Below are 18,017 nucleotides of genomic sequence, written 5' to 3' on the forward strand. Positions count from 1 at the left end.
TTAGGTGGCCGACCGTTCGTCGGACCCCATGGCACCGAGAACCGCCTGCCGGGTGGACGGGCTACCGGTGATCATGTCTTCGCCGACGCCCGAGACGAGCATCTGACGCCAGCGCGCCTCGTCGAAATGCAGGGGGGCGGCGTCGTCGAGAAATCCTTCGAGAACGCGGAGGAAGCGCATCGGATCGTCGCGGAAGGGAAAGTGTCCGGAACCGCGGAAGATCTCGAGTCGAGAGTTGGGCATCGCGGCGTGCGCCAGGTGCCCGTGGCTGACCGGGATGACGATGTCCTGATCGCCCCAGATCAGTTGCACGGGCAGGTTCTCGGTGAGGTAGCAGCGGTCCAGCATCGTCACGACCTGTCCGCGCCAGTCCACGACAGCACGCAGCGTGCGGAGGTACGCGGAGTAGGCGGTCGGATCGAGCAGGTCGCTCAGCACGCGAACGAGGTCCGGAGTGTCGTGCAACATCGCCCCGGGACGTAGCCGGGAGCCGTCCAGAGCGCTGACCGCCGATCCCACCATCTTCATCGCGGATCCCGCGCCGGGGAATCGGAGCAGCTTCATGACCTCGTTGATCACCGGTACGGACATCAGCCGGAGGGCTGGGTGAACGTCTTTCGTCACGCCGCCCGCCGACACCAGAACGAGCCGTTCGACCATCTGCGGGAACTGGTACGAAAACTGCATGGCCACGCCGCCGCCGAGCGAATGACCGACCACCGTGACGCGGTCGATGCCCAAGGTCGACAACAGGTCGCGCATGCCGTTCGCGTATGCGGCAACCGAGTAGTCGGCGCGAGGTTTGTCGGAGCGGCCGTGACCGAGCAGGTCCGGCGCAATCACCGTGTACCGCTGGGCGAGGTGAGGAATGAGTTCCTGCCACGTCTCCGAGTTGTCGCCGATGCCGTGGATCAGCAGGACGACCGGGCCTTCGCCCGCCATGCGGAACGCGCGGCGGTAACCGTGGATGGTCCTGAACACCAGCCGGGGCTCGGTGTCGGGAACCGGGCGCAACGTGCGGCGACGCTGATCCGTCACAGTTCGACACCTCCCATGGACCACTCCGAACGTCGACGTCGACGCGGTGACATCCACCGCCGATCTCGGTCGAGCCTAAACCCCGACGACCGAATCGACCCGGTGGGTGTGGTTACGACTGGGTTTCGCGTTCAGGAGCCCGAGTTGTCGTCGTCCTCTTCGAAATTGGCCTGCTCGGCAAGGAATTTCTCGAACTCCGCACCCAATTCGTCCCCGCTGGGCAGCTCCTCGTCGCTGGCGAGAAGGGTGGACTGCTGCTCCTGCGCTGTGACGAAGGTGTCGTACTGACGCTCGAGCGCGTGCACCACGGACTGAACCTCGGTGTTGCCTTCGACGTGCTGATCGACCTGCTCGCGTACCCGAGCGGCCGCCTCCGTCAGGGCGATCAGAGGGAGCTCGAGGTCCGCGGAGAGAGCGACGTTCTCCAGCAGCGTTTCGGCTGCGCTCGGAAACGCCGTCTGCGCGAGGTAGTGGGGCACGTGCACGGAGAAGCCCATGGACTCGTGGCCGTGCTGCGCCATCCGGTACTCGAGGAGGGACGACGCACTCCCCGGAACCTGCAGCTCACCGGCCCAGCGGTGCTGGTCCTCGATGAGTTCCTTGTTGGTCGAGTGGGCCGTCACCCCCAGCGGGCGGGTGTGAGGGACCGCCATGGGAATCGAGTTCAGTCCGATGGTGCGGCGGACGCCGAGCTGCTCGGCCAACAGGCGTACCGCAGTGGTGAACCGCTCCCACTTCAGATCCGGCTCGAGACCGGAAAGGAGAAGGAACGGAGTGCCCGTCGCGTCGCGCACCGCGTAGAGGTTGAGGCTCGGCTCCTCGTACGCAGCGAAGTGATCCGACTTGAAGGTCATCATGGGGCGACGCGAGCGGTAGTCCAACAACTCGTCGACGTCGAAGGACGCGACCAACTCGGTCTCGAGTGTCTCGAGCAGGTGGGTGGTCGCGAGCTTGACCGCATGACCGGCGTCGGAGAACCCTTCGAGGCCGTGCACCAGCACCGGTCCCAGCCCGTCGGCAGAGGACACCTGGGGTGCGGGAAACTCCAGCTCGTACATCCCTGATTTCTCGTCCATGACGACTCCTCTCGTGGCGCGCAGCTTCTATCGTCCCACGCTTACCTTCCAACACACCGAGAGTGCGGTCTGATTCCCACGCACTGTGATTGACACGGACTGTGAGCGGGCGATCAGCTGAAGGCCTTGAGGGCGCGGATCTTGTTGGTGACGTCCAGTGCGGCCACCTTGTAAGCCTCCGACAGCGTCGGATAGTTGAAGACGGCGTCGACGAGGTAGTCCACGGTGCCGCCGCACCCCATGACGGCCTGGCCGATGTGTACGAGATCCGTTGCGCCGGAACCGAAGATGTGCACCCCGAGCAGCTTCCGGTCCTCGGTGGAGACCAGCAGCTTGAGCATGCCGTACGAGTCGCCGGCGATGCCGCCGCGCGCGAGTTCCCGATACCGCGACACCCCGACCTCGTAGGGAACGGAATTCTTCGTGAGATCGACCTCGGTGGCGCCGACGTACGACACCTCCGGGATGGAGTAGATGCCGATCGGTTGCAGATCGGTCAGCTTGGCCGTCGGCTCACCGAACGCGTGGTACGCCGCGAGCCGGCCCTGATCCATCGACGTCGCCGCCAGTGCGGGGAAGCCGATGACGTCGCCGACGGCGTAGATGTTGTCCACCTTGGTCTGAAAGTTGTCGTCGACGAAGATGCGGCCGCGGGCGTCCGCCTCGAGGCCTGCCTTCTCGAGGTCGAGCGAGTCCGTGACGCCCTGGCGACCCGCCGAATACATGACGGTTTCGGCCGGAATCTTCTTCCCGCTGGCCAGCGTGGTGACGGTGCCGGACTCGCCGACGTCGACCGTCGTGACGGCCTCGCCGAAGCGGAACGTGACCGCGAGATCGCGGAGGTGGAACTGCAGTGCCTCGACGATTTCGCGATCGCAGAAGTCGAGCATGGTGTCGCGCTTCTCGACCACGGTCACCTTCGTGCCCAGGGCCGCGAACATCGAGGCGTACTCGATGCCGATCACGCCGGCCCCGACGACGACCATCGAGGCCGGAATGAACTGCAGGTCGAGGATTCCGTCGGAATCGAGCACGCGGAAGTTGTCGAAGGACACGCCCTCCGGCCGCGCCGGGGCGGTTCCGGTGGCGATCACGACGTTCTTCGCGCGCACCGTCAGCCGCTCGCCGCGAGCCCGGTCGTCGATCGCGAGGGTGTGGGCGTCGAGGAAGCGGCCCTCGCCGGTGATCATCTCGATCCGGTTGCGCAACAGCTGCGACCGGACGACCTCGACCTCCTTGCCGATCACGTGCGAGGTGCGCGCGAGGAGATCCTGCGGCGTGATGTTGGCCTTGACGCGGTAGCTCGCGCCGTAGAGCTCGCGCTGGCTCATCCCGGTGAGGTAGAGAACCGCTTCACGCAGGGTCTTCGAGGGGATGGTGCCGGTGTTGACGCAGACGCCGCCGAGCATGCTGCCCTTCTCGACGATTGCGACGCGTTTGCCCAGCTTGGCTGCGGCGATGGCCGCCTTCTGTCCGCCCGGCCCCGAGCCGATGACGAGCAGGTCGTATTCGTTTCCGTCCGACATTCGTCCAGAAATACTCCGATCGGGGAACGTGCGCGTGCTCGCTGTGTCACGAACTGGTGAACGTTCGGCGAGTGCGCGTCCATGCGGGTGTTCGCATACTTCGATCGTTAGTGTTGGGCCGACGTAATCCGTCCCACATCGTTTCTTGGAGGAGTTCTCATGCCCCAGCAGGTCCGCGCCGTCGTCGCCAGAAGCAAGGGTGCTCCGGTGACCACCGAGACCATCACCATTCCCGACCCCGGTCCGGGCGAGGTGATCGTGAAGGTGCAGGCATGCGGTGTGTGCCATACGGACCTGCACTACCGAGAAGGCGGAATCAACGACGAGTTCCCCTTTCTGCTGGGGCACGAGGCAGCCGGGATCGTCGAGACGATCGGCGAGGGCGTCACCCACGTCGAGGTCGGCGACTTCGTGGTCCTGAACTGGCGCGCGGTGTGCGGTCAGTGTCGGGCGTGCAAGAAGGGCAAGCCCTGGTACTGCTTCGACACGCACAACGCCGCACAGAAGATGACGCTCGACGACGGCACCGAACTCACCCCGGCGCTCGGCATCGGGGCGTTCGCGGAGAAGACCCTCGTCCACGAGGGCCAGTGCACCAAGGTCGCGCCCGACGCCGATCCCGCCGTCGTCGGTCTGCTCGGCTGCGGAATCATGGCCGGCCTCGGCGCGGCGATGAACACCGGCAACGTCCAGCGCGGCGACACGGTGGCCGTGATCGGCTGCGGCGGTGTCGGAAACGCTGCAGTCGCGGGCGCCCGGTTGGCCGGCGCCTCGACGATCGTTGCCGTGGACCGTGACCCAGGCAAGCTCGAGTGGGCCCTGAAGCTGGGCGCCACCCACACGGTCGACGCGTCGAAGCAGGACGCGGTCGAGGCGATCCAGGAACTGACCGGCGGGTTCGGTGCCGACGTGGTCGTCGACGCCGTCGGCCGCCCCGAGACCTACAAGCAGGCGTTCGCCGCCCGCGATCTCGCCGGAACCGTCGTGCTCGTCGGTGTGCCCACACCCGACATGACCCTGGAGATGCCGCTGATCGACTTCTTCAGCCACGGCGGAGCTTTGAAGTCCTCCTGGTACGGCGACTGCCTGCCCGAGCGTGACTTCCCGATGCTCGTCGACCTGTACCAGCAGGGCCGGTTGCCGCTCGAGACGTTCGTGACCGAACGCGTCGGACTGGGCGACGTCGAGGCCGCGTTCCACACGATGCACGAGGGCAAGGTTCTGCGTTCGGTGGTCGTGCTGTGAGCGCAGCACTGCGCGTCGACAAGGTCGTCACGTCGGGCACCTTCAGCCTCGACGGCGGGACGTGGGACGTCGACAACAACATCTGGTTGATCGGCGACGACTCCGAAGTGGTCGTGATCGACGCGGCGCACTCGGCGCAGCCGATCATCGACGCCGTGGCGGGCCGCACGGTGCGCGCCATCGTCTGCACACACGGGCACAACGACCACGTGACGGTGGCGCCCGAGCTCTCCGCAGCGCTCGACGCCCCCATCTTCCTCAATCCGGCCGACGACGTGCTGTGGGAGCAGACGCACCCCAGTGTGTCACACCGGACGCTCGAGGACGGGGCTCGAATCACGGTGTCCGGCACGGACATCGAGGCCCTGCACACCCCGGGGCACTCACCGGGCTCGACGTGCCTGTACCTGCCCGAAGCAGGTCAGTTGTTCAGCGGCGACACCCTGTTCTCCGGTGGCCCCGGGGCGACCGGGCGGTCCTACTCGGACTTCCCGACCATCATCGGCTCCATCCGGGATCGGCTGTTCGCGCTCCCGGCGGAGACCGTCGTGAACACCGGCCACGGTGACGGCACGTCGATCGGTGACGAGTCGCCCCACCTGGAGGAATGGATCAAGCGTGGGTCGTAGTACCTGCGCCGCGGCGCTTGCAGTCGGCGCGGTGTTGCTGGTCGGCGGCTGTGGCGGATCCACCGTCACCGGGTCGCCCTCACCCAGCAGCGCCGCGCCCCTGTCGAGCCCTCCCGTCGCGGGAAACCTGGACGCGCTCCTGCTCGATCCGTCCGTCTTTCCGAGTCCCTACCAGGCGACGGTGCTTCCACAGCAAGCCGCGGCGGCAGCGGCTCAGGATCTCGACGGGATCGCAGCGGACGCCTCGGTCGATCCGGCCGGGTGCAAGCCGTCCGCGCGCGGTACCGCGGCCGACTCCGTCGCGCTCGTGGTCGGAACCGACAACGAGACTCGGTCCACCATCTCCGTCGAGCTGACGAGGGTGCGCGATGCGCTCGCCGATCAGCGAGCGCAGTGGGAGCAGTGCCCGTCGGTGAAGGCGACGTCGAACGACGTGGTGTCCACGGTCACAACGGATCTGGTGCCCGCTCCGCCGATCGACGCCGACGACACGGCTGCCTACCGCCGCACCGTGACCTCGGGTTCCGGTGAGGTGACCCAGTCGATGCTCTCGCTCGTCGCGCAGAAATCCGACGTGCGAATCACGGCCACGTTCATGTCGTTCTCCGGGGACACACCGGATTCGGCGACCTTGGACGAACTGTTCACGCAGGCGGTGCAGAAAGTCGGTTGATCCCCGGGAGAAGCCGTCATCCACAGGCCGGTTTTTTCCGCAGGTGAGCTCGGATCCGCCGAGGCCCGACCTCGGAATGCTTCCGAGGCATGACAACTCATGCCGATTCCGGCGGTTGGGCCGCGGCCCCCGTGCCGAAGCTCAGCGATCCCGCCGACCTGATGACCGCGCTTCCCGCCCTCATGGGCTTCGTGCCGAGCCGTTCGCTCGTCGTCGTGTGCCTGTCGGGTCCCGGCCCGTCCTTCGCGCTCGGGCCGACGATGCGGCACGACCTCGCCCCGCCGACCGACGTGCACGGTGTGCACCCCGTGATGGTGGAGGTGGTGACGAAGCTCGGCGAACTGTGCGAACGAGAAGACATCGTGCAGGCGATCGCCGTGATCGTGGACGACACCGACGAGGTCGAGCGGGCCATCGCGTCGTCGGCGTCGGCCACCGCCTTCGGTGTCACGCACCCGTGCGACTACGAGGCGCTCGACGACCACGTCCTGCTCATGGACGTGGTGGACGCGATCCTGAGTCAGTTCGGAACCGAGCTGCGCAGCGCGCACATCGTCGGGCGGATCGAGGCGAACGCACCGTGGGCGAGCTTCTTCGGTGACACTCGCCGCGGCGTCCTGACCGACCATCGACTTGCTCCCGTGACGCTCGCGAGTGTGGTGAACGGCAAGGTGATCCGAGGGTCGCGGGACGAGCTCGAACGCCTGCTCGATCCCGCCCCGGAAGCCGTGCGCCGCATGGTCGAGACGGCGATCGACACCGCTGCCGACCGGGCGACCGAACGCACCGACCTCGAATCACTGCAGTTCGTTCTCGATCTCCTGCAGACGGACCGCATTGCGCCGTTCGGCCCGATGGAGATCGCCGAGACGGCGTGGGCGGTGGAACGAATCACCGTGCGCGACATGCTTCTCGCCGTGTCGGTCACCTCTCTGTGCCATCAGGCGCAGCAGTTGTGGATCGCTCTCACGCGCGCATTACCCGATGCGGACCGCGCCACGGCCGCAACGCTTCTGGGATTCTTCGCCTACGTGCGGGGAGAGGGTCCGTTGGCGGGCACCGCATTCCTGGCGGCACTCGCCTCACAGCCCGATCACAGCTTCGCGACGCTGCTCGACAACGCGCTGATGAACGCGATGCGGCCGGACTTCGTTCGGGAGGTGGCGAGTCGAGCCTACGACGACCTGGTCGACCGGGGAGTCGAGCTGCCTCCGCCGCTGGTCTAGGCCGTTGATCTAGGGCGACGTGCGGCGTGCGCTGTGCGAGCGATCGCCCAGCTGCTGCAGGAATTCCCACGCGTCGCCGACGATCTCGTCCAGACCCGTCGACGCGGGCTTCCACCCCAGCTCGGCCATCGCCTTCTCGCTGGACGCCACCAGCACCGCCGGGTCACCCGCACGGCGCGGGGCGTTCTGCACCGCGATGGGCAGACCCGTCACGCGTTCGCACGACGCGATGACCTCGCGCACCGAAAAGCCCTGTCCGGAACCGAGATTGAAGATGCGATGAGTGCTCGGTACCGAGGACTCCAACGCGAGGAGGTGGGCCTCGGCCAGATCGCGGACGTGGATGTAATCGCGTACCGCGGTGCCGTCGGGCGTCGGCCAGTCGGTACCGAAGACGGAGATCTTCTCGCGTTGGCCGAGTGCAACCTGCAAGACCAGAGGAATGAGATGCGTTTCGACGACGCGGTTCTCGCCGAATCCGGCGTGCGCGCCGGCCACGTTGAAATACCGCAGGCTCGTGGCGCCGAAGCCGTGCGCCTGCGCGTACCCGGTGATCGCGTTGTCGATGGCGAGCTTGCTCGCACCGTAGGGGTTGGTCGGCCGCGTCGGGGCGTCTTCGGTGATGGGCGAGATCTCGGGCTCACCGTAGGTGGCCGCCGTCGACGAGAACACGAGCCGCGGAACGCCCGTCTCGGTCACCGCATCGAGCAGTTCCAGTGCGGCACCGAGATTGCCGCGCCAGTACTTCTCCGGCTTCTCCACCGACTCACCGACCAGGGACTGCGCCGCGAAGTGCAGAACACCGTCGTACGACTCCTCGGAGAGGACGTTGCCGATGACGTCGGCCACGTTGCCCTCGACGAAGCGGACGCCGGGCGGAACCCCGTCGCGATTACCGGTCGACAGATCGTCGACCACCACGACGTCGTGGCCACGTTCGGCGAGCACCGCCGCGCACACGCCACCCACATAACCGGCACCGCCGGTGACCACCAACTTCACGGATCGCCCCTGTTCGAGTTGCTCAGATCTGCTTGACCTGAACGGCGTGGCCCATCTCCTCGGAGAGATCGACGTCGTCGTGTCCGGGAACGGTGATCGTGACCGACACCCCGGGCTTCGCGACGACTGTAACGCGGGCGTCGGGGACCACCCCTGCCTCGCGCAGCCGCGCGATGACGTCGGGATCGGATTGCACGTGTTCGGACAGCCGGCGAACCACCACCGCCACCGACTTTCCCGCAGGTAGGTCGGTGAGCCGCACCAGATCCTCCGGCCTCTCTGCCGGTTTGCTCAGACCCAGCTGTGCGAGGCCCGGGATCGGGTTGCCGTACGGCGAGGTGGTCGGGTTGTCGAGCACCTCGACCAGGCGCCGCTCGACCTCCTCGCTCATGACGTGTTCCCAGCGGCACGCCTCGGCGTGAACGTCTTCCCACCGCAGACCGATGACGTCGACGAGCAGGCGCTCGGCGAGACGGTGCTTGCGCATGACGGCGACCGCGAGGTTGCGACCCTTCTCGGTCAGCTGCAGGTGCCGGTCACCGGCGACAAGCAGGAGACCGTCGCGCTCCATCCGGGCGACGGTCTGGCTGACGGTGGGTCCGCTCTGCTCCAGGCGCTCGGCGATACGAGCGCGCAGTGGGACGACACCTTCTTCTTCCAAGTCGTAGATCGTGCGGAGGTACATCTCCGTGGTATCGACCAGATCCTTCACAATCACACCCTTCGTTCCGTCCGATTCTAACGGTCTGCCGAGCAGGCCACGCCACACCGCGCGGGCACGTAGTTTGGGACACATGACACCGGAGTCGATTGCCCTTTCGCCCGCTGTGGTGTGGAGCCAGGACTATCTGTCGTATCGGTGGAGCGCCGACCATCCCATGAACCCGACCCGGCTGGCGCTGACGATGGAACTCGCCCGCGGAATCGGGTTGCTGGACGGCGCGGAGATCATCGCCCCGGTCGCCGCCACGGACAACGAGTTGCTGCGCGTGCACACTCCCGAATACGTGGCCGCCGTGAAACGGGCGCCGCTGGATTCACCTCTCGGCGTGCGGGCGTCGGACGTCGTGCACGGCCTGGGGTCCGAGGACAACCCGATCTTTCCCGACATGCACGCCGCCAGTGCGGTGATCGCCGGCGGCACGCTCACCGCGGCGCGTGCGATCGCGTCCGGCACCTCGCGGCGTGCCGTCAGCATCGGTGGGGGCATGCACCACGCGATGGCCGACTGGGCGTCGGGCTTCTGCGTCTACAACGATGCGGCGCTGGCGATCTCGTGGTTGCTCGACAACGGCTTCGACCGCATCGCCTACGTCGATGTCGACGCACATCACGGTGACGGAGTGCAGGCCGCGTTCCTGGGAGACCCACGCGTGCTCACCGTGTCGCTGCACCAACACCCGGCGACGTTGTGGCCCAACACCGGATGGTCCAGCGAGATCGGCGTCGAGAAGGGCGAAGGCACCTCCATCAACGTTCCACTGCTCCCCGGGACCGGAGATCGACTGTGGCTGCGAGCATTTCATGCGATCGTGCCCGGGGCGATCGCTGCGTTCCGACCCCAGATCATCGTGAGCCAGTGCGGCGTCGACAGCCACCGTGAGGATCCGCTCGCCGATCTCGGCCTCACGGTCGACGGGCAGCGCGCGGCCTTCCTCGCCATGCGCGATCTGGCGGATCAGCATTCGGAGGGACGCTGGTTGGCCGTCGGCGGTGGGGGTTACGGCCTCGTGCGTGTCGTTCCCCGCGCCTGGACCCATCTGATCGCCGCCGCGCTGGGCCGCGAACTCGACCCCACCACACCGATTCCGGACGTATGGCACGACCACGTGCGCGAGATCGCGCCGAGTATCGACCTGCCGTCGACCCTCAGCGACGACGGCGACGTGGACTACCCGCCGTGGGACGGACCGGGAGGCACCCCCGAATCGGGTGTCACCCACCTCGACCGCTCACTGGAACGGATCGACACCGCGATCATCGCCACCCGTCGTGCCGTGTTCCCACTGCTCGGCCTCGACCCGGAGGATCCCCGTGACTGACGGCGATGCATCCCGACCGGCCTCCGGCCTTCCCGACACACCCCGACCGGCCTCCGGCCTACCCGACGATCCACGACCGGCCTCCGGCCTTCCCGACGACCTGACGCCGAAGGAACGCGAGCGTCTTAGGGCGGAGAACTACCCGAAACACTGGGCCGCCGACGTGCTGGCGTCCGACGGCCGGGCGGTGCGCCTGCGGCCCATCGTTCCGTCCGACGCCGACGCGCTGGTCGAGTTCCACTCGAAGCTGTCCGAACGCACGCGATACCTGCGCTACTTCGGCCCGTACCCCACGATGCCGCAGCGCGACGTCCTGAACTTCACCACCGTCGACCACTCGAACCGGGTGGCGTTCGTGGCGACCCTCGGCGACGAGATCATCGCGGTCGGCCGCTACGAGCGACTACCGGCCGACGATTCAGGGCACGACGGCAACTCGGCCGAGGTGGCGTTCGTGGTGGCCGACGCCCATCAGGGCCGTGGGCTGGGACCCATCCTGCTCGAGCATCTGGCCGGCGCCGCGGCGGAGAACGGGGTGACGCGCTTCATCGCCGAAGTTCTCGCGGAGAACCGCAACATGGTGACGGTGTTCCGCCAAGCCGGGTACCAGGTCAGCCGCAGTTACGACGGCGGCGTGCTCAGCCTCGACTTCGACATCGACCCCACCGATGCCCTGGTGACCGTTCGCAATTCGCGGGAACGAGCGGCCGAGGCTCGAAGTGTGCGCAACGTTCTTCGTCCGCGATCGGTCGCCGTGATCGGTGCGTCGACCGATCCGGCCAAGGTCGGCAACGCCGTCCTGACGAACCTGCTTCGCGCGTCATTCACCGGGCCGGTCTACCCGGTCAACGCCGAACACACCTCGGTGCGCGGTGTCCGGGCCTACGCCACGGTGAGCGACATCCCCGACGAGGTCGACCTGGCCGTCGCCGCGGTTCCAGCGGAAGCGATCGACGCCGTTCTCGACGACTGCCTGGCCAAAGGTGTGCGCGCGCTGGTCGTCGTGTCCTCCGGTTTCGGCGAGGCGGGTGAGGACGGCCGAACCAACGAGCGCCGTCTGGTCCACGCCGCGCGCGCACACGGGATGCGTCTGGTCGGTCCGAACGCTCTCGGCGTCGCCAATCTCGACCCGGAGATCGCGCTGAACGCCACGTTGGCGACGGAACTACCGGGCCGAGGGCGGGTGGGCTTCTTCTGTCAGTCCGGCGCTCTGGGTATCGCGATTCTGGCCCAGGCGTCGAAACGTCGCCTGGGACTGTCGACCTTCGTCTCGGCGGGCAACCGCGCGGACCTTTCGGGCAACGACCTGCTGCAGTACTGGGATCAGGACGAGAGCACGGAGGTGGTGCTGCTCTACCTGGAAAGCTTCGGCAACGCGCGCAAGTTCTGGCGGATCGCCCGCCGGGTCGCGCGGAACAAGCCGATCGTTGCCGTCAAGAGCGGGCGGGGCGCGGTGCCTCCCGCGCTCGCGACGGGAAACGACATCGACGACTCCATCGTGCGCGCCCTGTTCGAACAGGCGGGAGTCATTCAGGTCGAATCGATTTCCGAACTCTTCGACTGCGCGATCCTGCTCGGGTACCAACCGTTGCCGGCCGGCCCGCGGGTTGCGGTGGTCGGCAACTCCACGGCGCTCGGTGTGCTCGCGGCCGACGGTGCCAACGCCCGAGGATTGCGATCGGGTACTCCGGTCGACGTCGGTGCGGCCGCGTCTCCGTCGGAGTTCGCCGGTGCCATCGAGACGGCGCTGGCGTCCGACGACGTCGACGCTGTGGTGGCGGTGTTCGTCCCGCCGGTCACCCTGAAGGTGGAGGCGTACGCGCAGGCTCTGGTCGACGTCGTGCGCGGAGCCACGAAGCCGGTCGTGACGACATTCCTTGCGGCCGAGGGTATTCCGGACGTGCTGGCCACGCTCGACGACGACGGCAATCCCGTTCGAGGATCGGTTCCGTCGTACCCCGACCCCGATCGCGCGGTCAACGCCCTCGCCAAGGCGTGGCGCTACGCGGCGTGGCTGAGCGGTCCGCCGGACAAGGTGGTCCGCCCGGCCGACATCGACACCGGACGCGCACGCTCCCTGGTGGAGGGATGGCATTCCGCGAGCCCGAACGGGCGCTGGCTCTCGGACGTCGAGACAGCCCAGCTGCTCGCGTGCTACGGGCTACACGTGGCCGAATTCCGCGGTGTCGCAACGGAAGCGGACGCCGTCGAGGCGGCGCAGGAGTTGGGCCATCCGGTGGCCGTGAAGGCGCTCGGTGAGCAGTGGCGTCATCGCCCCGACCTCGAGGGAGTGCGGCTCGACGTCGTGGGCGACGACGCGGTGGCACGCGCGTACCGCGACCTGTCCGCCGTGTCGGGAACCCCGATGGTTCAGGTGCAGAAGATGGCCACCAAGGGCATCGGGTGCGTGATCAGGGTGCAGGACGACGTCTCGTTCGGCTCGCTCATCTCGTTCGGCCTGTCCGGGATCATCTCGGACCTGCTCGGCGACAGAGCATTTCGGGTGCTGCCCCTCACCGAGCAGGAGGCCGTGTCCCTGATCGACGCGCCGAAGGCGGCGCCGCTGCTGAGCGGATACCGGACGGCGGAACCGGTGAACCGAAGCGCGCTGGTGGATTTCGTTCAGCGAGTCTCGGCCATTTCGGAAGACCTTCCGGAGCTTCGCGAGTTGGTGTGCGATCCGGTGCTGGCGTCGTCGTCGGGCGCCGCGATCACGGACGCCAAAATACGAATCGGCGCGGTCCCGACCAAGATCGATCTGGGACCGCGCCGATTGCGCTGATGGTATGAGTCGGGCTGTGGGTCAGCTCGCGTAGGACCGGAGCCGATCGGCGCGATCGCCGTGGCGCAGCTTGCCCATGACTTCACGCTCGATCTGGCGTACGCGCTCACGCGAGAGGCCGAAGAGCTTGCCGATCTGGTCGAGTGTGCGCGGCTGACCGTCGTCCAGGCCGTAGCGCAGACGGATGACCTGCTGCTCACGCTCGTCGAGGGTGGCGAGCACGCTGCGCACGTCGGTGTGCAGCAGACCCGCGATCACGGCGTTCTCCGCGGAGGTGGCCTCCGAGTCCTCGATGAAGTCACCGAGGGGTGCCTCCTCGTCGCTGCCCACCGGCATGTCGAGGCTCACCGGGTCGCGGCTGTGGTCGAGCAGATCGGCGATCTTCTCGACGGGGATGCCCGACTCTTCGGCCAGCTCGTCGTCGGTGGCCTCGCGACCGAGCTGCTGGTGAAGCTCGCGCTTGATACGCGCCAGCTTGTTCACCTGCTCGACGAGGTGGACGGGAAGGCGGATGGTGCGCGACTGATCGGCCATGCCGCGGGTGATGGCCTGACGGATCCACCAGGTGGCGTACGTCGAGAACTTGAAGCCCTTGGCGTAGTCGAACTTCTCCATCGCGCGGATCAGCCCGAGGTTGCCCTCCTGGATCAGGTCCAGCAACGGCATGCCGCGACCGGTGTAGCGCTTTGCCAGCGACACCACCAGGCGCAGGTTGGCTTCGAGCAGGTGTGCACGTGCAGCACGGCCTTCCCGAACGATGAGGGCCAGGTCACGCTTCTTGGCGGGCGACAGGCGCTTGCCGGTCTCGAGAATGTGAGCGGCGTACAGGCCGGTCTCGATTCGCTTGGCCAGATCGACCTCTTCGAGGGCGGTGAGCAGCGCGGTCCGGCCGATCCCGTTGAGGTACACGCGCACCAGATCGGCAGCCGGGCTTTGGGCGTCCAGATCGGCGTCGGTGGGACGAGGGCGGACTGTGGTGGGGCTGGTCATGACGTGCCTCCTGCTCTGTGGTGTCTCACTGGGTTCAACGCCCGGACACGCTTGGAAAGTTCCCTCGAGGCAGGGGTCGTAAACCCTGTGAGCTGCGGTTTCTCCCTCACACGTCTGAGAAGTTGCTGAGAAGACGACGCCGTGGGATACGGCCGCACTCGGCAGGGTGTGATCAGCCGGGTGTGATCAGCCCGTGCATGAGCAGTCCGGTGAGCAACTCCTCGGCGACCACCGCGAGGTCGTCGGGATCGAGATCGTGCGCAGCAGCCAGCAATTCGACGAGCTCGCCGGCCGGGAGACCGTCACGGCGCAACCCGGCGAGCAGAGCCGCACCCAGCTCGTCGATCTCGTGCGACCACTGCGGACCGTTTCCACGGTGCACGCGGGTGACGACACGTGACCACCCGTCCTCGGACGGCAGCGACACCTCTTCCAGCGCGGTCGCCGGGTCCAGCGCGAAGGTCGATCCCAGAACGTCGTGCTCACGCAGCCAATCGAGTCGGTCGAACCACGCGGGTGCCTCCGATCCCAGAGGATCGTCGAAGCCGTGGGTGAGATCTTCGGCCACGACATGCGTCGGCCGATCGGTTCGCCGCAGATACACCACTCCGAAGCCGATGCCGACCACGTCCGCCTGCTGCAAGCGGTCCAGCCACGACTCCGCCTGCGCCGCCGACGCCGGCGATCGGAGGTCGACGCCGCCGTCGCGCATCCAGGTCCCGACGTACAGGGCCGGGTCGGCCACGTCGCGTTGGAGGATCCACGCGTCGACGCCGTGATCGGGCAACCAGGACGCCACCCTCGATTGCCAGTCCTCGCCCTCGACGTGCAGCCATGCCGCCAAAAGTGTTGCGACGCCGCCTGGTTCGAGGTGATCCGGGGCGGTCCCGACGACCAACGCGCTGGCGCCGTCGAGTTCGAGACCGGAATCGCGGTAGCTGTGCACCACGCGCGCCGGCCCGACGACGAACGGGGGATTGGCGACGACGCGTTCGAAGGTTCTGCCGACGACGGGTTCGAACCAGGAACCGCGCACCAGTTCGACGTCGAGTTCGTTGAGGGCGGCGGTCATCGCGGCCAGCGTCATGGCCCGCTCGCTGACGTCCGTGCCGGTCACGTGTGCTCCGTACGCTGCGGCGTGCACCGCCTGCACACCGCAGCCCGTTCCCATGTCGAGCACCGACGCGACCGGATCGGTGGGCGTCGCACGTACGAGGGACAGCGAGGCCTGTCCGACGCCCAACACGTGGTCCGAGCCGATGTCCACGGCGCGGGTGCTGCCGTCGATGTCGGACACCACCCAGCGGTTACCGCTGCCGAGATCCAGCGGCCGAATGTCCAGCGCGGCGCGCGTGAACTCATGGTCGCCGACCAGGAGGCCGCAGGCGATCGCGTCGGCCAGACCGACGGGGGAGATCGCTGTCTCGACCGCCGCGGTGGGGAGGTCGTCCGCCAACAGAAACAGCCGAATCAGCGTGCCCAGGTCACCGGCGGATGCGCACGCCCGTCGAACCGGCACGGGCTCGGCGCGTCCCAGCGCGGCGTGAACATCGTCACCCAGGGTCGCGAGAACCGAGTCGGCGTCGTACGAGCAACGCCGGAATGCCGCTCGAAGCGTCGGGCACAATCCGAGAAGGCCGACACTGTCGACGGGCGAGGAATCGGTCACCGACGCATTCTGCCAGCGTGCGGGAACGTCAGCGATCAGGAACTTGGGTAGTTGTCCGCAAGGAAGTCCTCGCCGGTGTACGGCTTCGGCTTCTTCTTGCGCGGCTCACGCGGCGTCGACGCGGTCGGAGCCGCCACCTTGGTCGTCAGCGCGGGACGATCGTCGATCACGATGTCCTCGTCGTCGGCGACAACCGGGTGCGGACGCGCTTCGAGCGCGGTGGAGTCCTGCGCGCGATAGTGGTAGCGAGACGGCTCGTCCTCGGTGCGCGGCGGCCGGTCGTTGGCGATCAGCACTGCCATCCACGGCAGTGGAATGGAGATGCCGATGATGGCCATCGCGATCCACGGGTTGGCCCAGATGCTGTAGGAGATCGCAGCGAGAACCAGCGCAGGGATACGGACGGACATGATGGTGAGGTATTTCTTCACCCGCGCCCGGTGCTGATCCTCGACGGACAGGTGTGCTTCGGTGATACGGATGGCCTCGCGAGGAGAGTCGTCTCCGGAGGTCTGTACCTTCGCGTTGCGTGCCATGACTCCACTCTGTCACTGTCTTACGCGCTGCGCACACGTCCATACGTCACAAGGGAAAAACCGGTCCGAACAGGGGATCCGTAACGAATAAGCGCTTTTCGGCGCCTGGTCCCTCTCGCGCCGCGCCGACGTGCTTCATAATCGTCTGATGAGCACTCAGACCAAGGAACGTCCCGACGTCACCACGGACGAAACCGCCGACGACGACACACCGAAATTCTTCCACTACGTCAAGAAGAACAAGATCGCCGAGTCGGCGGTCATGGGTACTCATGTCGTCGCACTGTGCGGTGAGGTCTTTCCGGTGACCAAGTCGGCGAAGCCCGGATCGCCGGTCTGCCCCGAGTGCAAAAAGGTCTACGACGGTTTGCGCAAGGGCGACTGACGCTTGTCGGAATCCGTCGGCCGTGTGTGGGAATCCGCCGGGGTGGCGCGACGGGACCTGTCGATACGGATGGGTCCGGTGGCCAGCTTGGTGAGCGCGTCGACGGTCGAGGTGGGCTGTTCGCCGTCCTGAGCCGCCTTCTCGACGATCCACTCCTTCACGTGGTCGATACGAGTGGCCTTGGCGGGCCAGGTCTCCTGAATGGCGGCGTTGAACTCGGCGCCCAGCACGACGGCGAACCCGAGGAAGAACGTGAACAGCAGGAACGCGATCGGCGACGCGAGGGCGCCGTACGTGTAGCCGGTGCTCGTGACCCACGAGAGATAGAACCGCAGCACCGCGCTGGCGATGACGAAGAACACCGCCGCCAGCAACGCCCCTCCGAGCAGGCGGTGCCACGGCAGCGAGGTGTGCAGCGCGACCTTGTAGAGGGTGGTCAGACCCACGATCAGCAGCAGCGCCACGCCCGGGTAGTAGAAGATGTCCAGGGCCTGCGACCCGGCCTCGTACCAGGCCGTGGGGAGCGCCCGACCGATCAGCGTGGGCCCGAGCGCGACGAGGGGCAGCACGAACACCGCGACGATCAGAAACATGACATACAGCAGAAGCGCGAAGATGCGCTGCCACACCGGATTCCGCGCGTCCTGCTGACCGTGCGCCTTGACGATGGCGTCCACGAACGTGGAGATGGCCGACGAGCCCGCCCACAGCGAGAGCAGGAAGCCGAACGAGACCACTTCGCCGGCGCTGTTCTGCAGGACGTCCTGCACGGTGGGCGCAATGATCTCGTTCACCACGCTGTCGCTGAACGTTGTTCCGGCGAAGGTGACGATCTTGGACTCGATGATGGTCAACGTGTCCGGACCGAACCATCCGCCCACGTACCCGAGGCTGCCCAGCAGGCCCAACAGGAGCGGAGGCAGAGACAGCGTCTGCCAGAACGCGGCGGCAGCGGACTCGCTGAAAATCGAATCGTCCCAGGCCTTGCTCGCCGTTCGGCCGAGCACGTGCAGACCGGTGCGCACGGGACCGCGACGAGGTGAAACCCCGTCCGGTCCTGTCTGCGCGTCGTCGGTCATCGTTCCAGCATTGCCTACCGGCGACACGCCCGCTCGTCGCACCCACGCGACGCGCCGATCGTCTTCCTCCTCACATCGACGCGGAGGTCTTCGATGCGAGGGCGGCGGGCTTCGGACGC

General features: G+C 67.1%; 15 protein-coding genes and 1 pseudogene. 7 read left to right on the plus strand and 9 right to left on the minus strand.

All coding sequences use genetic code 11. From position 1 onward, the window contains the following. The 3 genes from AC59JP_RS04770 to sthA form a co-directional block, all read right to left on the minus strand. The gene (locus AC59JP_RS04770) at window positions 1–1,038 is read right to left on the minus strand and encodes an alpha/beta fold hydrolase (RefSeq protein WP_497324468.1); all 1,038 of its coding nucleotides are present in this window, start codon (window positions 1,036–1,038) and stop codon (window positions 1–3) included. 131 nt (window positions 1,039–1,169) lie between these two features. Then, window positions 1,170–2,114 (minus strand): proteasome assembly chaperone family protein, encoded by a 945-nt coding sequence (locus AC59JP_RS04775; RefSeq protein WP_497324469.1) that lies wholly within the window; start codon window positions 2,112–2,114, stop codon window positions 1,170–1,172. 113 nt (window positions 2,115–2,227) lie between these two features. Then, entirely contained in the window at window positions 2,228–3,640 is a 1,413-nt protein-coding gene (gene sthA, locus AC59JP_RS04780) for a Si-specific NAD(P)(+) transhydrogenase (RefSeq protein ID WP_497324470.1), read from the minus strand. Window positions 3,641–3,799: 159 nt separating this feature from the next. On the opposite strand from sthA, the gene AC59JP_RS04785 reads away from it, so the two are divergent. From AC59JP_RS04785 to AC59JP_RS04800, 4 genes are all read left to right on the plus strand, one after another. After that, window positions 3,800–4,885 (plus strand): S-(hydroxymethyl)mycothiol dehydrogenase, encoded by a 1,086-nt coding sequence (locus AC59JP_RS04785; protein WP_497324471.1) that lies wholly within the window; start codon window positions 3,800–3,802, stop codon window positions 4,883–4,885. Further along, the gene (locus AC59JP_RS04790) at window positions 4,882–5,514 is read left to right on the plus strand and encodes an MBL fold metallo-hydrolase (RefSeq protein ID WP_497324472.1); all 633 of its coding nucleotides are present in this window, start codon (window positions 4,882–4,884) and stop codon (window positions 5,512–5,514) included. The genes AC59JP_RS04785 and AC59JP_RS04790 overlap by 4 nt, the downstream gene beginning before the upstream one ends. After that, window positions 5,504–6,187 carry a sensor domain-containing protein gene (locus AC59JP_RS04795; RefSeq protein WP_497324473.1) on the plus strand — a complete coding sequence of 228 codons (684 nt, stop codon included), beginning with the start codon at window positions 5,504–5,506 and terminating at the stop codon, window positions 6,185–6,187. The genes AC59JP_RS04790 and AC59JP_RS04795 overlap by 11 nt, the downstream gene beginning before the upstream one ends. An 89-nt stretch (window positions 6,188–6,276) precedes the next feature. After that, window positions 6,277–7,413 (plus strand): DUF4192 domain-containing protein, encoded by a 1,137-nt coding sequence (locus tag AC59JP_RS04800; RefSeq protein ID WP_497324474.1) that lies wholly within the window; start codon window positions 6,277–6,279, stop codon window positions 7,411–7,413. Between the two features lie 9 nt (window positions 7,414–7,422). On the opposite strand, the gene galE is transcribed toward AC59JP_RS04800, so the two are convergent. Both galE and AC59JP_RS04810 read right to left on the minus strand, forming a co-directional pair. Next, window positions 7,423–8,415 (minus strand): UDP-glucose 4-epimerase GalE, encoded by a 993-nt coding sequence (gene galE / locus AC59JP_RS04805; protein WP_497324475.1) that lies wholly within the window; start codon window positions 8,413–8,415, stop codon window positions 7,423–7,425. Between the two features lie 22 nt (window positions 8,416–8,437). Beyond that, the gene (locus AC59JP_RS04810; protein ID WP_497324476.1) at window positions 8,438–9,127 is read right to left on the minus strand and encodes an iron-dependent transcriptional repressor DtxR; all 690 of its coding nucleotides are present in this window, start codon (window positions 9,125–9,127) and stop codon (window positions 8,438–8,440) included. An 82-nt stretch (window positions 9,128–9,209) separates the two neighbouring features. Here AC59JP_RS04810 and AC59JP_RS04815 point away from each other — a divergent pair, with 82 nt between their 5' ends. Continuing rightward, window positions 9,210–10,457, plus strand: a complete 1,248-nt coding sequence (locus AC59JP_RS04815) for an acetoin utilization protein AcuC (RefSeq protein ID WP_497324477.1) — start codon at window positions 9,210–9,212, stop codon at window positions 10,455–10,457. Window positions 10,458–10,557: 100 nt separating this feature from the next. Further along, window positions 10,558–13,239, plus strand: coding sequence for a bifunctional acetate--CoA ligase family protein/GNAT family N-acetyltransferase (locus AC59JP_RS04820; protein ID WP_497324874.1), 2,682 nt, complete (start codon window positions 10,558–10,560; stop codon window positions 13,237–13,239). Between the two features lie 21 nt (window positions 13,240–13,260). Here the strand turns inward: AC59JP_RS04820 and AC59JP_RS04825 are convergent, their stop codons facing one another. The 3 genes and pseudogenes from AC59JP_RS04825 to AC59JP_RS04835 all read right to left on the minus strand — a co-directional run. Then, a complete protein-coding gene (locus AC59JP_RS04825; protein WP_497324478.1) occupies window positions 13,261–14,229 on the minus strand; it encodes a sigma-70 family RNA polymerase sigma factor in 969 nt (322 codons plus the stop codon). Window positions 14,230–14,401: 172 nt separating this feature from the next. Further along, the gene (locus tag AC59JP_RS04830; RefSeq protein ID WP_497324479.1) at window positions 14,402–15,898 is read right to left on the minus strand and encodes a DUF7782 domain-containing protein; all 1,497 of its coding nucleotides are present in this window, start codon (window positions 15,896–15,898) and stop codon (window positions 14,402–14,404) included. Between the two features lie 188 nt (window positions 15,899–16,086). After that, a pseudogene (locus tag AC59JP_RS04835) lies at window positions 16,087–16,434 on the minus strand (DUF3099 domain-containing protein); the annotation flags it as partial. Window positions 16,435–16,582: 148 nt separating this feature from the next. On the opposite strand from AC59JP_RS04835, the gene AC59JP_RS04840 reads away from it, so the two are divergent. After that, a complete protein-coding gene (locus AC59JP_RS04840; RefSeq protein ID WP_497324480.1) occupies window positions 16,583–16,819 on the plus strand; it encodes a DUF3039 domain-containing protein in 237 nt (78 codons plus the stop codon). Here AC59JP_RS04840 and AC59JP_RS04845 read toward each other — a convergent pair. Then, complete coding sequence (locus AC59JP_RS04845) at window positions 16,792–17,898, minus strand: YihY/virulence factor BrkB family protein (RefSeq protein WP_497324481.1); 1,107 nt, start codon at window positions 17,896–17,898, stop codon at window positions 16,792–16,794. The two genes, AC59JP_RS04840 and AC59JP_RS04845, sit on opposite strands and share 28 nt — an antisense overlap. Window positions 17,899–18,017: the final 119 nt, after the last annotated feature.

This window comes from Rhodococcus sp. 320_ES, from assembly GCF_059691855.1.